This window comes from Clostridium thermobutyricum (assembly GCF_000371465.1).
Classification (GTDB): Bacteria; Bacillota; Clostridia; order Clostridiales; family Clostridiaceae; genus Clostridium; species Clostridium thermobutyricum.
In genome coordinates this window covers 941,961-956,058 of sequence record NZ_KB850956.1, presented here as the reverse complement: position 1 = coordinate 956,058, position 14,098 = coordinate 941,961, and the positions used below count along the sequence as shown (strand labels likewise).

At 28.1% G+C, this 14,098-nt stretch carries 15 protein-coding genes and 1 pseudogene; 3 read left to right on the top strand and 13 right to left on the bottom strand.

Annotated features, from left to right (window positions below; genetic code table 11):
• Positions 1-13: 13 nt before the first annotated feature.
• Complete coding sequence (locus HMPREF1092_RS04270; RefSeq protein ID WP_002597384.1) at positions 14-250, bottom strand: helix-turn-helix transcriptional regulator; 237 nt, start codon at positions 248-250, stop codon at positions 14-16.
• A 151-nt stretch (positions 251-401) separates the two neighbouring features.
• Here HMPREF1092_RS04270 and HMPREF1092_RS04265 point away from each other — a divergent pair, with 151 nt between their 5' ends.
• From HMPREF1092_RS04265 to HMPREF1092_RS04255, 3 genes are read left to right on the top strand one after another with little or no spacing between them, the layout of a single operon-like run.
• Positions 402-917 (top strand): helix-turn-helix domain-containing protein, encoded by a 516-nt coding sequence (locus HMPREF1092_RS04265; protein WP_002597383.1) that lies wholly within the window; start codon positions 402-404, stop codon positions 915-917.
• Between the two features lie 11 nt (positions 918-928).
• Positions 929-1,390: an ImmA/IrrE family metallo-endopeptidase gene (locus HMPREF1092_RS04260; RefSeq protein WP_002597382.1), complete on the top strand. Its 462-nt coding sequence runs from the start codon at positions 929-931 to the stop codon at positions 1,388-1,390.
• Between the two features lie 9 nt (positions 1,391-1,399).
• Positions 1,400-2,914: a recombinase family protein gene (locus tag HMPREF1092_RS04255; RefSeq protein ID WP_002597381.1), complete on the top strand. Its 1,515-nt coding sequence runs from the start codon at positions 1,400-1,402 to the stop codon at positions 2,912-2,914.
• 43 nt (positions 2,915-2,957) lie between these two features.
• Here HMPREF1092_RS04255 and HMPREF1092_RS04250 read toward each other — a convergent pair.
• The 12 genes and pseudogenes from HMPREF1092_RS04250 to HMPREF1092_RS04195 form a co-directional block, all read right to left on the bottom strand.
• Positions 2,958-3,383: pseudogene (locus tag HMPREF1092_RS04250) on the bottom strand (sigma-70 family RNA polymerase sigma factor); the annotation flags it as partial.
• 130 nt (positions 3,384-3,513) lie between these two features.
• On the bottom strand, positions 3,514-5,100 hold the full coding sequence (locus tag HMPREF1092_RS04245; protein WP_002597379.1) for a penicillin-binding transpeptidase domain-containing protein: 1,587 nt from the start codon (positions 5,098-5,100) through the stop codon (positions 3,514-3,516).
• A gap of 50 nt (positions 5,101-5,150) precedes the next feature.
• Positions 5,151-5,771: a uridine kinase gene (gene udk, locus HMPREF1092_RS04240; protein WP_002597378.1), complete on the bottom strand. Its 621-nt coding sequence runs from the start codon at positions 5,769-5,771 to the stop codon at positions 5,151-5,153.
• A gap of 12 nt (positions 5,772-5,783) precedes the next feature.
• Entirely contained in the window at positions 5,784-7,028 is a 1,245-nt protein-coding gene (locus tag HMPREF1092_RS04235) for a peptidase U32 family protein (protein WP_002597377.1), read from the bottom strand.
• A gap of 4 nt (positions 7,029-7,032) precedes the next feature.
• On the bottom strand, positions 7,033-7,677 hold the full coding sequence (locus tag HMPREF1092_RS04230) for an O-methyltransferase (RefSeq protein ID WP_002597376.1): 645 nt from the start codon (positions 7,675-7,677) through the stop codon (positions 7,033-7,035).
• Positions 7,678-7,707: 30 nt separating this feature from the next.
• Entirely contained in the window at positions 7,708-8,715 is a 1,008-nt protein-coding gene (gene mltG, locus HMPREF1092_RS04225; RefSeq protein WP_002597375.1) for an endolytic transglycosylase MltG, read from the bottom strand.
• A gap of 93 nt (positions 8,716-8,808) precedes the next feature.
• Positions 8,809-10,629 carry a translational GTPase TypA gene (typA, locus tag HMPREF1092_RS04220; protein ID WP_002597374.1) on the bottom strand — a complete coding sequence of 607 codons (1,821 nt, stop codon included), beginning with the start codon at positions 10,627-10,629 and terminating at the stop codon, positions 8,809-8,811.
• Between the two features lie 181 nt (positions 10,630-10,810).
• The gene (locus HMPREF1092_RS04215; RefSeq protein WP_002597373.1) at positions 10,811-12,478 is read right to left on the bottom strand and encodes a ribonuclease J; all 1,668 of its coding nucleotides are present in this window, start codon (positions 12,476-12,478) and stop codon (positions 10,811-10,813) included.
• Positions 12,479-12,538: 60 nt separating this feature from the next.
• On the bottom strand, positions 12,539-12,997 hold the full coding sequence (locus tag HMPREF1092_RS04210) for a Fur family transcriptional regulator (protein ID WP_002597372.1): 459 nt from the start codon (positions 12,995-12,997) through the stop codon (positions 12,539-12,541).
• A gap of 27 nt (positions 12,998-13,024) precedes the next feature.
• Positions 13,025-13,279, bottom strand: coding sequence for a DUF1292 domain-containing protein (locus HMPREF1092_RS04205; protein ID WP_002597371.1), 255 nt, complete (start codon positions 13,277-13,279; stop codon positions 13,025-13,027).
• Positions 13,280-13,369: 90 nt separating this feature from the next.
• Positions 13,370-13,783: a Holliday junction resolvase RuvX gene (gene ruvX, locus HMPREF1092_RS04200; protein ID WP_002597370.1), complete on the bottom strand. Its 414-nt coding sequence runs from the start codon at positions 13,781-13,783 to the stop codon at positions 13,370-13,372.
• A gap of 48 nt (positions 13,784-13,831) precedes the next feature.
• The gene (locus HMPREF1092_RS04195; RefSeq protein ID WP_002597369.1) at positions 13,832-14,089 is read right to left on the bottom strand and encodes an IreB family regulatory phosphoprotein; all 258 of its coding nucleotides are present in this window, start codon (positions 14,087-14,089) and stop codon (positions 13,832-13,834) included.
• Positions 14,090-14,098: the final 9 nt, after the last annotated feature.

Here is a 14,098-nt window from a genome sequence, read left to right as displayed (position 1 = left end):
TTGTAAATTCCTCCTAACTTATTTTTTGTTGCATATTTGGGATATAATTTGTAAAAAAAATTTCCACTATATCATTTGAATTTTCTATATTTAAAATAGAAATAATTTCAAATGCTTCTTTTATGGTAAATTGTCTACGTCCATTAAGCTTAGCATTTAAACTTTGAGTTGTTATATCTAATTTTTCAGCTAATTTACTTTGTGAATAATTTCTTTCTTTCATAATTCCTTTTAATTTGTTATAAATCATTTGCTCACCTCCGTTGCGTATTTGGGATGATTAAATCATAGCACCTTATTTTTTATATGTCAACCCATTTATGCAACTTTTTTTTAATCTTTTTCAAATAATCGTTGCATTTATGAAAAAATATTTTATAATAAAGTTATGAGGTGATTAAATGAATGATTTACTAGATGATTCAAAAATGAAAGATATAATGAATAGAATACAAAGTAGAAGATTAGAACTTAAACTTTCTTATCAAGATTTAGCACTAAAAACTAATATGAGCAAATCAACATTACAAAGATATGAAAGTGGTTCAATAAAAAACATGCCTGTTGATAAACTAAGTGTACTAGCTAACGCTTTAGATGTAAGCCCTTTATGGCTTTTAGGATTTGAAGAAAACAGTATTACATTATCTCTTGAAGAAGAACAGCATATAGAAAGCTTTAGAAAACTTAATATTGTTGGAAGAAAAAAAGTTACTGCATATACTAATGATTTAATTGATAGTGGTAAATATGAAAAATCAGAACCTATTCCTATTAATAAGAAAAAAGAAATATGGGAAGAACCTGGTAAAGAATATTTAATGCCACGTGCTTCGCATGATAAAGAAGGTGAATTCTCAGAAGAAGACATTAAACATGATGATGAAATAATGACTAACGAAGAATTTTGGAAATAATAAAGGTGATTATGATGTTATATGAAGAATTATTAACAGAAGCTAATAAGCTCGGAATAATTGTTAAAGAATATAATTTAAAAACAAGAAAAGGTCGTTGTTGTGGTAATAGAATTGTTATAAATAAAAATTTAACTACTCAAGAAAAATGTTGTGTTTTAGCTGAAGAACTTGGACATTACCATTTAACTGTTGGGGATATATCCAATCAATCTAATATATCAAATCGAAAACAAGAAGTATTGGCTAGAAGATGGGGTTATAAAAAAAATGCAGGTATTCTAGATTTGATAAATGCTTTTAAAGCAGGTTGCAAAACAAAATATGAAATTGCTGAATTTTTGAATATAACAGAAAAATATCTAAATGAGGCTATTGAATATTATACTAGTAAATATGGTGCTTACTATACTATAGATTGTTATAATATAATGTTTATTCCTAATTTTCGTATTGGTAAGGCTTTTTTTTAGGAGGAAATAATGGAAAATGTATGTATTTATTTAAGAAAATCCCGTGCTGATGAAGAAATGGAAAAAACTTTAGGTCATGGTGAAACTTTATCTAAACATAGAAAAGCATTATTAAAGATCGCTAAAGAAAAAAATCTACATATTGTAGAAATTAAAGAAGAAATAGTTTCTGGGGAAAGCTTATTCTTTAGACCTAAAATGTTAGAACTTTTAAAAGAAGTTGAAGATAAAAAATATAATGGTGTTCTTGTTATGGATATGCAACGTCTAGGGCGTGGTGATATGAAGGAGCAAGGAATTATATTAGAAACCTTTAAAAATGCTAAAACCAAAATTATAACTCCAAATAAAATTTATGATTTAAATAATGACTTTGATGAAGAATATTCAGAATTTGAAGCTTTTATGAGCCGTAAAGAATTAAAAATGATTACTAGGCGTATGCAAGGTGGACGTGTTAGAAGTGTCGAAGATGGAAATTATATAGCTTCTGCCCCTCCGTATGGATATGATATAGATTATATTCTTAAAAGCAGAACTCTAAAGATAAATGAACATGAAGCAGAAGGAGTTAAAATTATTTTTGATTCATATATAAATGGTAATGGAGCTAGTGCAATTAGTGAAAAACTAAATAATTTAGGTTTTAAAACTAAACTAGGTAATAATTTTAGTCCAAGCTCTGTATTAACTATAATAAAAAATCCTGTTTATATAGGTAAAGTTACATGGAAAAAGAAAGAAATAAAAAAATCTAAAACTTTAGGTAAAGTTAAAGATACTAGAACTAGAGATAAAAGCGAATGGATAATCGCAAATGGTAAGCATAAGCCTATAATTAGTGAAGAAGTTTGGAATAATACTCAAGAAGTTTTAAAGAATAAATATCATATACCTTATCAGTTAACCAATGCTCCTATAAATCCATTAGCTGGTTTACTTGTTTGTGGTGTGTGTGGTAAAGCTATGGTTATGCGACCTTCTCGTGGAATATTAAGAGTTATGTGTGTCCATAAATGCGGTAATAAAAGTGTTAGATTTGATTATGTAGAAAAAGCTATTATTGATTCTTTAGAACAATATTATTCTAATAAAAAGCTTGAAGTAAAAAAACAAAAAACTATACAAAATACTTCTAATGAAGAAAAAGAATTAATTCTATTAGAAAATGAATTGTCTACCTTAAATAAGCAAAGACTTAGTTTATTTGATTTCTTAGAGCGTGGAATATATACAGAAGATGTTTTCCTAGAGCGTTCTAAAAATATAGATTCAAGAATTAATTTAGTTGAATCTGAAATGAAAAAAATTTCTGAAAAAATAAAATTTAAGAAAACTAAAAAAGATACTAAAGCATTATTACAAACACTTAATAATGCTATTGAAAATTATAAAAGTAGCTCTGATGTTATAACTAAAAATTCTTATCTAAAATCTATCCTAAATGATATAACATATATAAAAACTCCTGAACAAAAACGTAATTCATTTTCTATTACCCTCAATCCAAAGCTTAGATTCTAATTACTAAGCTTTGGATTTATTACATACATCATATTGAGTGTTATTCATTTCCTTCTTTATCAACCCCTATTGGATCTTGAAGATAAACTTCTCCTTTTTGCTTTTTATTATTTCTAAAAAGCATAAGTATTTCGTTTTCTATACATCTAGATGCATAAGTAGCAAGCCTCGTTCCTTTATCAACATCAAAAGAATCTATTGCTTTTATAAGTCCAACTGTCCCTATAGATATAAGCTCATCTACATCTTTATTTGGAAACGAATATTTCTTAACTATATGTGCTACTAACCTTAAATTTTTTTCTATAAGTATACTTTTCGCTTTTTTATCACCATTCTTTAATAATCTTAAATATTTTTCTTCATCCTTTTCATTTAATGGAGTTGGAAAAGTATTATTGTTAGAAATATATCCTGTAAGAAAAAATGTGCTGCACAATAAATCAATAAAATTTGATATTACTAACATTGTATGCCTCCTCATAGTGCTTACTACTATACTATGTTTATAGTCCATTAAAATTTCTCTTATGGATATATAAAAGTCATGTTTTATAAAAAAACATGACTTTTAATTAACAGTATTTTTATTAGAAAAATTATTTACTCAATTCACTTACTATATGACTAAATATAGGTGCTGCAACAGTTCCACCACCAATTGAATTTTCTCCATCCTCTGATACGTTAGGAACTAGAATATTCATAGTATAACTTTTTCCATTTAACTCAAATCCACCTATAAACCAACAATGTGTCTTATCTAAAAATGTTCCTGATCCAGTTTTACCATAAATAGTTTTTGCATCTACTTTAGCTTTTTCTCCTGTTCCATATAAAACAACATCTTTCATTCCTTCTTTAACCATATTACTAGTTAAATTACTAAAAACTATTTTTTTATCTATTTTATATTCAGTAACATTTTTCTCATTTGAATCTAAGATATTTTCAACTATTTGCGGCTTTACGTAAACTCCATTATTTAAGAAAGCATTTATAGCTCCAATCATTTGTACAGGTGTAACTGTCATACTTTGCCCTATCGCTAAATTATCTATTCCAGCATCTTCTTCTTTAAAAGTTCCTACAGCTTCTTTTTTATTTTTACTTTCTATATTTAAAACTCTAGAATATAATCCTAATTTTTTTGCATATTCTATTAATTTTTTACTTCCTATTTGTTCACCAATTTCTCCAAATGCATCATTACAAGATTTTATAAGAGCATTTTTTGCACTTATATTTCCATGATACGTATTTTTACATTTTTTTAATTTACATTTAAACATTGTATTTGGAGTTATTACTCCTTCTTCTAATGCAGCTCCATAAGTTAACAATTTATATATAGAACCTGGTTCATATCCTATTCCTTCCATACCTAAATTAATATTAGGATAACTTTCATCTTTTTGATTCATTGCTCTTATTTTACCTGTCTCTGTTTCTAAAAGCATTACACTTATATTATCATATTTAGAATACTTCTCATCTAAAAGAACTTTCTTTATTTTTTCATCTATCTCTTTATCTATAGTTAATTTTATATTTTTATTTTTTTCATTTTCAACTAATCCTTTGCTTGAATAAACTGTATTAGAATCTCTATAGAAGTTTACACTTGGAAGTTCATTATCTTTTATTTGACTTTGTAAATTATAATCTAAAGTATTTTCTTTTGCATCTACCTTATCTAAGTTTGAGAACATCCCATCAATAGACCAAGCATCTTTTGTATCCTTTTTATCATAAATATATGTATAAACTCCTTTTACATTTTTTATTTCCTTTACCTTACCAAATGTTTCCTTAGATACTTTATAATAACTTTTCCCATGTGGTACTTTCATAATATCATTAAAACTAAAAGTACTTATTTCTTCTTTCATTATAAAATTAAATGCAAGAAGACCTTGAAGTGCTTCTCCATAATTATTTAATTTAAATGGTTTTGAATCTATAACTATAACATAATCTTTATTATAGTTATTTAAATCTTTTCCATTTGTATCTAAAAGCATATATTTCATATCACTTATTAATTCTGTTTGATGATTTGTATAATTCGCTTGGACTTTTTCAGTAGGCATAACTTGTAAAAAATATAGTCTTACACTTAACATAAAAAATATTACTATAAAAAACCCTCTTAACCCTTGAAATCTATTTATTTTTTTTATCAAAAAAACACCTCCCTTTTGGTAATTATCACCAAAAGAGAAGTGTTTTATTCTTATTTATTTAAGGTATCTTTAACTTTTGAAACCAATATATCTATAGCAACTTTATTATGTCCACCTTCTGGAACTATTATATCTGCATATCTTTTTGTTGGTTCTGTAAATTGCATATGCATAGGTCTAACAACTTCTAAATATTGTTCTACCACAGAATCAACAGTTCTTCCTCTTTCATTAATATCTCTAATTAATCTTCTAAGAATTCTTATATCTGCATCTGTATCTACATAAACCTTTATATCTAAAAGATCTCTTATTCTTTCATCTTCTAATATAAGTATTCCTTCAACTATTATTATTTCTTTAGGTTCAACTAAAACTGTTTCTTCTAATCTATTATGAATAGTAAAATCATAGATTGGCTTTCTTATTGATTCTCCATCAATTAATGATTTTAAATTTGATATTAAAAGTTCATTATCAAAAGCCTTAGGGTGGTCATAATTTGTTTTAGTTCTTTCTTCCATTGTCAAATGATTTTGACTCTTATAATAAGCATCTTGCTGAATCATTGCTATACAATCTTCACTAAAACTATTGTATATAGCATCTGCTATTGTACTCTTTCCTGACCCAGTTCCCCCTGTTATTCCTATTAATATTGGTCTGTTCATTAGTTATCCTCCTTAATTAGATCCTATCTCAATTGTATTCTTAGCTTTTATAAGCATATCATTTTCTTTAAGTGGTGAATCCACTTTTACTTTAAATATCATATGTGCTCTATTTGCAACATCTGTTTCTTTATTTTTTTCAACATCATACATATTTGTTAACTGTACATTGAAGTTTGGTGTATGTGCTCTTAACACATCTACTTTATCTCCTTCAAATACTCTATTTTTTTGAACAATAGTAGCTATTTTAGTTTCTTCATCATATTCCTTAACTATTCCTACTATTTCATAATCTCTTATATATGATGATTCTTCATAATTTTGCTCACCCATTTTTCCAAAATAGAAACCTGAATGATATGGTCTGTGGCTAACTTTTAAAAGTATATCCATCCACTCTTGTTTAAAGCTATATCCTTCTGGATTTTCAAAATAACTATCTATTGCCTCTCTATAAGCTTTAACTACAGATGCAACATAAAACTCACTCTTCATTCTTCCTTCTATTTTAAATGAATCTATTCCACTTTGAACAAGCTCTGGAATATGTTTTATCATACATAAATCTTTTGAATTCATTATATATGTTCCTTTATCATCCTCTAAAACAGGGAAGAATTCATTTGGTCTAGTTTCTTCAACTAAATAATACTTATATCTACATACATTAGCACATGTTCCTTTATTAGCATCTCTTCCTATAAGATAATTAGATATTAAGCATCTTCCTGAGTATGCCATACACATTGATCCATGAACAAAAGCTTCTATTTCACATTCTGAAGGTAAATGCTCTCTAAATCCTCTTATTTCATTAAAAGTCATTTCTCTTGCAAGAATTATTCTTTTTACACCTTGATCATACCAAAACTTAGCTGATCTCCAGTTAACTATATTAGCCTGTGTGCTTATGTGAACATCTAAATTAGGTGCAACTTCTCTAGCTATAGCAATTATACCAGGATCTCCAACTATAATTGCATCTATTCCTAATTTTTCTATTCCTTTTATATATTCTTCTATTCCTGTGAAGTCAAAATTACGTGGGAATACATTCATTACTAAGTAAATTTTTCTTCCTCTATCGTGACAATATTTAACTCCTTCTTCTATTTCTTCATTAGTGAAATTTCCTGCAAAAGCTCTTAAATTAAGCTTACTTCCACCCATGTAAACAGCATCAGCTCCAAAATCTATTGCAATCTTTAATTTTTCAAGATTCCCTGCTGGTGCTAATAATTCTGGTTTTTTCATATGATTACCTCCTTCTTGTTATAGCGATTCCATCTCCCATAGGTATTACAGATGTAACTAAACTTTCATCTTCATTAACCATTTCTAGATATGTTCTCATTCTTTTAACAATTGTTATTTTTCTTCTTTTAACTAATTCTTGTGATGGTACCATTCCTCTAAATAGTACATTATCAGCTATAATTATACCATCTTCATTTAAAAGTCTTAAGCAATGAGGTAAAAAATGATTATAATGTCCTTTTCCTGCATCCATAAATATTAAATCAAACTCTTCATCTAGTTCGCTTAAAATATCTAAGCAATCCCCTTCTAAAATCTGAATTTTATGACTTAAATTAAATCTTTCTATATTTTTTTTAGCAAGAGATATCATCTCTTCGCTTCTTTCTATAGTTTTTATTTCAGGTTCAGTCTTTGAAGCTTCATACATTAAAATTGAAGAATAACCTATAGCAGTTCCAAGTTCTAATATCTTTAATGGCTTTTTCATTCCTACCATAAATTCTAAAAACTTCCCTGTTTCTTTTTGAACTATTGGAACACCATTTTCATGAGCAAAGTCCTCTAATTCCTTTGTCATTCCTTTGCTTTCTCCAATTAGTCCTCTTAAATAAATTTCCATATAATCATAAGTTATTCCGCTCATATATACCTCCAACTTTAGTAAACCTAATAATTAATTTATTTTATTTAACTCTGCCTTTTTCTCTGAAAACTTTTGATATGAATCAGTAAAATAATGTTCTTTACCATTTAATATATAGTAAATTGCATTTGTTTTAGCTGGTTTTAATGCAGCTTCTATTGCTTTTATTCCCGGATTACAAATAGGCCCTATTGGCAATCCTTTATGAAGATAAGTATTATATGGTGATTGTACTTTTAAATCTTTATAATAAACTTTATCTACATGTTTTCCTAAAGCATATATAACAGTCGCATCAATCTGTAATGGCATATTTATAGCTAATCTATTATCTATAACGCCTGATACAAGTTCCATATCTTTAAAAGTATTTGCTTCTCTCTCTATAATTGATGCTTTAGTAACAATATTATCTATTTGACTTTGGTCTATTGTAACACCTGTTTGTTGTTCTGCTTCTTTTAAAACATTTTTAAATTCATCTATCATAGTTTTTATAACTTTATCTGGTTCTTCACCTCTCGCAAATTCATATGTATCTGGGAACAAGTAACCTTCTAGTGCAAATCTTCTACCTTTTTCTTTTTTTACATAACTAGGTAAAGGATATTTTTGTACTGCACTTAAAAATTCTTCCTTAGAAAATAAGCCCACTTTTTGGAATGTATCTGCAATTTGTTCTATAGTATATCCCTCAGGTATAACTACCTTTATTGTATCTTGAGTATTTAAAATATTAATAAATTGCTTTAATGATACATCATTTGGTATAGTATATACTCCCGGTGTAATTTTAGGAGTTATACCATTTAATTTTACATATAATTTTATAAGAGTTTCATTTTTTATAAGGTTTTTGTTTGATAAATCATCTAACAATCCATAGAAACTTTCTCCAGATTCTATAGTTATGTTAACATTCTCTTTAGATGTGAAGGGTTTATTTGCAATTGAATAATAAATAACTCCAAATATTATTAGTGCTAATACTATTACTCCTATTACACTCCCTGCAATGATTTTTTTCAAATGCTTCATAAAAAAATCCCCCTGTATATAAAAGTAAATAGCCAAAAATCGGCTATTTACTATATTATAATACTTTCTTTTACTTTTATAAAGATAATTAAATTACTTTTTTCTGTTATTTCTTTTTCTTTGGTTTGGATCTAATTCAATTTTTCTCATTCTTATATTTTGTGGAGTAACTTCAACTAATTCATCACTATTAATAAATTCTAAAGCTTGCTCTAGAGTCATTTCAATTGGTGGAACTAATTTTAATGCTTCATCTGATCCAGATGCTCTTGTATTAGTAAGTTTTTTACCTTTACATACATTTATATCTAAGTCATCAGCTCTTCCACAAACTCCAACTATCATACCTTGGTATACTGGAACTCCAGCACCTATAAATAATGAACCTCTTTCTTGGGCATTAAATAATCCATAAGCAATTGAATCACCTTGTTCAAATGATACAATTGATCCTCTATTTCTTCCTGGAATTTCTCCTTTATAAGGTGCATATCCATGGAATACGTGATTCATAATTCCGTTACCTTTAGTATCAGTCATAAATTCATTTCTAAATCCTATAAGACCTCTAGCAGGAATAACAAACTCTAATCTTGTATATCCATTAACTGCTGATGTCATATTAACCATTTCACCTTTTCTTGGTCCCATTTTTTCCATAACTGGTCCCATGAACTCTTCAGGAACATCTATAGTTAAATATTCCATTGGCTCCATTTTCTTACCATTTTCTTCTTTGAAAATAACGTTAGCTTTTGATACTTGTAATTCATATCCTTCTCTTCTCATTGTTTCAATAAGAACTGATAAATGAAGTTCTCCTCTTCCTGAAACTTCGAAACAATCTGGAGTAATTTCTTTAACTCTTAAACTTACGTTAGTTTCAAGTTCTTTCATTAATCTATCTCTTAAATGTCTTGAAGTTATAAATTCACCTTCTTGACCTGCAAATGGTGAATCATTTACCATAAAGTTCATGCTAAGAGTTGGTTCATCAATTTCAACAAATGGAAGTGCTTCGGGATTTTGAGTATCAGCAATTGTTTCTCCTATATTTGCATCTGGCACACCAGCTAAAGCAACTATATCTCCAAATCCAGCTTCTTCTGTTTCAACTCTTTTTAATCCATCATAAACAAATAATGCGCTTACTCTATAATTTGAACTTGAACCATCTTTTCTTACAAGAGTAACTTGTTGATTCTTTTTAACTTTTCCTCTATGAATTCTTCCAAGTGCTATTCTTCCAACATACTCATTTGAATCTAATGTAGTTACTAACATTTGAAGTGGAGCATCTATATATCCTTCTGGACAATCAACTTTTTCTAAAATTGTATCAAATAAAGGAATCATATCTTCATTTGTATCTTCAACTTCATATCTTGCAAATCCGTTTCTAGCTGAAGCATATATAATAGAGAAGTCTAATTGTTCATCATTTGCTCCAAGTTCTAGGAATAATTCAAATACTTCATCGATAACTGCTTCTGGTCTAGCATCTGGTTTATCAATTTTATTTATAACAACTATTGGCTTAAGCCCTAATTCTAATGCTTTTTTAAGAACGAATTTTGTTTGTGGCATTGGACCTTCATATGAGTCTACAACTAATAAAACTGAATCAACCATTTTAAGTACACGTTCAACTTCTCCACCAAAATCAGCATGTCCTGGTGTATCAACAATATTTATTTTTACATCATTATATTTAATTGATGTATTTTTTGAAAGAATTGTTATTCCTCTTTCTTTTTCTAAATCATTTGAGTCCATTACTCTTTCTGCTACTTTTTCATTGTCTCTAAAAGTATGGCTTTGTTTAAGTAATGCATCAACTAATGTAGTTTTACCATGGTCAACGTGTGCTATAATAGCAATGTTTCTTATATCTTCTCTTTTAATTAGTTCCATCTTTTTCCCTCCATATTTTCTAGCTTTACTCAATCTATAAAATTATATGTAAACCTATAACATTTTTTTTCAAAAAGAAAATTGGATACAAAAGTACCCAATTTCCAACACTATTTTATATTCTAATATTAACCTTTTAAAAAGTCAATATAATTCCTTTTCTAATTTAGAGTTATATTTTCTAAATTTCCATAATTATAGGTAAAATCATTGGCTTTCTCTTAGTCTTTTCATAAAGATAATTTCTTAATTCATCTCTGATTTTTCCTTTTATTGTTGCCCAATCAGTTATTTTATTTTCTTCACATTCAGATAAAACTTCTTTTACAATATCTCTAGCTTCATCCATTAATCCTTCTGATTCACGTACATATACGAAACCTCTTGAAATTATATCTGGACCAGCTATTACAGATGCACTTTCTCTGTCAAGAGTTACTACAACTGTTAATATTCCATCTTGTGAAAGATGTTTTCTATCTCTTAAAACAATATGTCCTACATCTCCAACTCCAAGTCCATCAACAAGTATTTGCCCTGATGTAACACTTCCATTTTTCTTTATTAAATTTCTAGTAATTTCAATTACATCTCCTGTTTCAGGAAGAACATAATTTCTTTCTCCAAGCCCCATTTTAACAGCTAATTCAGCATGTTGCTTAAGATGTCTATATTCACCGTGAACTGGAATAAAGAATTTTGGTCTTACTATTGTTTGTATAAGTTTCAATTCTTCTTGACAAGCATGACCTGAAACGTGAACATTTTGATCAGATCCATAAACAACTTCTGCACCTTTTTTACATAATTGATTTATAACTTTTGCTACATGTTTTTCATTTCCTGGAATTGGTGTAGCTGAAAGTATAACTGTATCACCTTCAACAATAGTTATTTTTCTATGCTCTGATGCAGCCATTCTTGATAGAGCAGACATTGGCTCTCCTTGGCTTCCTGTTGTTATAATAACAATATCTTCATTATTATATTTAGCAGTTTGATCAATAGTTATTAAAGTATCTTTTTCCATATTTAAATAACCTAGTTCAATTGCTACTTGAAGTATATTTTCCATACTTCTTCCTGATACTGCAACTTTTTTACCATACATTTCTGCTGCATTTATTATTTGTTGAACTCTATGAATATTAGAAGCAAATGTTGCAACTATTATTCTTCCTTTAGCTTTTCCAAATAATCTTTGTAAAGTCTCCCCTACAATACTTTCTGATCTAGTATACCCTGGTTTTTCAACATTAGTTGAATCTGCCATCATAACAAGAACTCCTTTTCTTCCAAGTTCAGCTAATCTAGCAAAATCAGTTCTACCTCCATCAATTGGTGTATGGTCAATTTTAAAATCACCTGTGTGTAATACTACTCCAAGTGGTGTGTGAATAGCTATAGCTACTGAATCTGCTATTGAATGGTTTGTTTTTATAAATTCAACAGTAACATTCTGTAACTTAACTTTATCTTTTGGCTTAACTCTTACTAATTCTGTAGTCGCTAATAATCCGTGTTCTCTAAGCTTTGTTTCGACTATTCCTATAGTAAGCTTAGTTCCATATATAGGTACATTAATTTGTTTTAAAAAATAAGGTAATGCTCCTATATGATCTTCATGTCCGTGTGTTAAAAATATTCCTCTTATTTTATCTTGTTTTTTTACTAAATATGATATATCAGGTATTACTATATCTACACCATACATATCTACATCTGGGAATTTAAGCCCACAGTCTACAATTACTATATCTTCTTTATATTCTATAACTGTAAGGTTTTTCCCAATTTCATCGATACCACCTAAAGGAATAATTTTAACCTTAGCTCTCTCTGTTTTCATACTTCCCCTCCTTTTTATTATTTATAAACAAAGGATTTTATCTTACCGTAAGATTTTCCTTTAATTATTTTTCTTTTGACATTCATCACAAGTTCCAAAAAACTTTAAATTGTGATCCTTGATTTTAAATTTATATTTATTTTCAACCCTATGCTCAAGTTCATCTAATAAGTCTTCTTCAACTTCGAATACTTTATTGCACTCATTACATATAAGATGATGATGTCTGTGATGCTCATCTTCATGAATTATTTCATATCTACTACATCCATCACTTAAATCTAATCTTGATAAAAGGTTTATATCTTCTAAAAGTAAAACTGTTCTATATACAGTTGCAAGACCTATTTCTGGACAGTCTTTCTTTACTTCATCATAGATTTCTTCAGCTGTCATATGCTTTCCTTCATTTTTTATTATTGTATCTACGATTGCTCTTCTTTGAGGCGTTAGCTTATAACCTTTTTGTTTTAAGCTTTCTTTTAATTCTTGCATATCAACTGAGACATTATTTTTCATTTACAACACCTCTTTATATCTTTTAATTTATTCTTCTTGCATAAGAAGCCCATATGCTTCTTCTACCATTTCAAACTCTGCTTCATTTTCAATTGTAACTAATTCTTCATTTCCATCTTCGTCTTTTAATACTTTGAATACTACAGCTTCTTCTTCTCCATCTTTAATAGCTACAACATATTCAGAATTTATATCATCTATTTTAAGATAAGTTACAACCTCTAATTTTTCTTCATTTCCATTTTCATCAATTACATCTATAAATTGTACATCGTTTTCCATCTTAAACTCTCCTTTTATATTTTAATTTTTTTTATATCATATTGTCAATAATTATTTTCAATTAATAATCAATTGATTATCACATATATTCTACTTAGATATCAAATCTAAATATCCTTGTAATATATATGTTGCGGCAACTTTATCAACAATTTTTTTTCGTTTACTTCTTGAAAGATCTGCTTCAATCATTGCTCTATGAGCAGCTACTGTTGTAAGTCTTTCATCCCAAAATATTATTTCTAAATCTATTACTTCTTTTAACGCTTCAGAGAATTCTTTTATTTTTTCTCCTGCAAATCCAATTGAACCATCCATATTTTTAGGTAGTCCAATTACTATTTTTTCTACTGAATATTCATCACATATTTTCTTAACTTCTAATATATCTTGTGATTTTTTTGTTCTTCTTATTGTTGTTATTCCTTGTGCTGTAAATCCTAAAGGATCTGAAATTGCAACTCCAACTGTTTTTTGGCCAACATCTAAACCAAGTATTCTCATTTATTCCTCCTAGCCTAAAAATAAAAGTGCCCACAATAGGGCACTTTTTTATTCTATCTCTAAATAAGATTTTATAACTTCTTCAAGAATTTCGTCTCTCTCAAGTTTTCTTACTAAAGCTCTTGCTCCATTGTAATTTGTAATGTAAGTAGGGTCTCCTGAAATAAGATAACCAACAAGCTGATTTATAGGATTATACCCCTTTTCCTTAAGTGAATTATATACTTCACTTAAAATTGCTTTTGTTAACGCTTCTCTGTTTTTTAATAGATCAAATTGCATTGTACGTTCTAAATTATTATTCATATCATGCGC

What these genes read in the sequence shown, in the direction of transcription:
- udk (WP_002597378.1), bottom strand. Translation starts at nt 5,771, where the DNA reads ATGAACAGACCAATATTAATAGGAATAACAGGGGGAACTGGGTCAGGA.
- HMPREF1092_RS04195 (WP_002597369.1), bottom strand. Translation starts at nt 14,089, where the DNA reads ATGAATAATAATTTAGAACGTACAATGCAATTTGATCTATTAAAAAAC.
- mltG (WP_002597375.1), bottom strand. Translation starts at nt 8,715, where the DNA reads ATGAAGCATTTGAAAAAAATCATTGCAGGGAGTGTAATAGGAGTAATA.
- HMPREF1092_RS04230 (WP_002597376.1), bottom strand. Translation starts at nt 7,677, where the DNA reads ATGAGCGGAATAACTTATGATTATATGGAAATTTATTTAAGAGGACTA.
- HMPREF1092_RS04215 (WP_002597373.1), bottom strand. Translation starts at nt 12,478, where the DNA reads ATGAAAACAGAGAGAGCTAAGGTTAAAATTATTCCTTTAGGTGGTATC.
- HMPREF1092_RS04235 (WP_002597377.1), bottom strand. Translation starts at nt 7,028, where the DNA reads ATGAAAAAACCAGAATTATTAGCACCAGCAGGGAATCTTGAAAAATTA.
- ruvX (WP_002597370.1), bottom strand. Translation starts at nt 13,783, where the DNA reads ATGAGAATACTTGGTTTAGATGTTGGCCAAAAAACAGTTGGAGTTGCA.
- typA (WP_002597374.1), bottom strand. Translation starts at nt 10,629, where the DNA reads ATGGAACTAATTAAAAGAGAAGATATAAGAAACATTGCTATTATAGCA.
- HMPREF1092_RS04265 (WP_002597383.1), top strand. Translation starts at nt 402, where the DNA reads ATGAATGATTTACTAGATGATTCAAAAATGAAAGATATAATGAATAGA.
- HMPREF1092_RS04205 (WP_002597371.1), bottom strand. Translation starts at nt 13,279, where the DNA reads ATGGAAAACGATGTACAATTTATAGATGTAATTGATGAAAATGGAAAT.
- HMPREF1092_RS04255 (WP_002597381.1), top strand. Translation starts at nt 1,400, where the DNA reads ATGGAAAATGTATGTATTTATTTAAGAAAATCCCGTGCTGATGAAGAA.
- HMPREF1092_RS04270 (WP_002597384.1), bottom strand. Translation starts at nt 250, where the DNA reads ATGATTTATAACAAATTAAAAGGAATTATGAAAGAAAGAAATTATTCA.
- HMPREF1092_RS04260 (WP_002597382.1), top strand. Translation starts at nt 929, where the DNA reads ATGATGTTATATGAAGAATTATTAACAGAAGCTAATAAGCTCGGAATA.
- HMPREF1092_RS04210 (WP_002597372.1), bottom strand. Translation starts at nt 12,997, where the DNA reads ATGAAAAATAATGTCTCAGTTGATATGCAAGAATTAAAAGAAAGCTTA.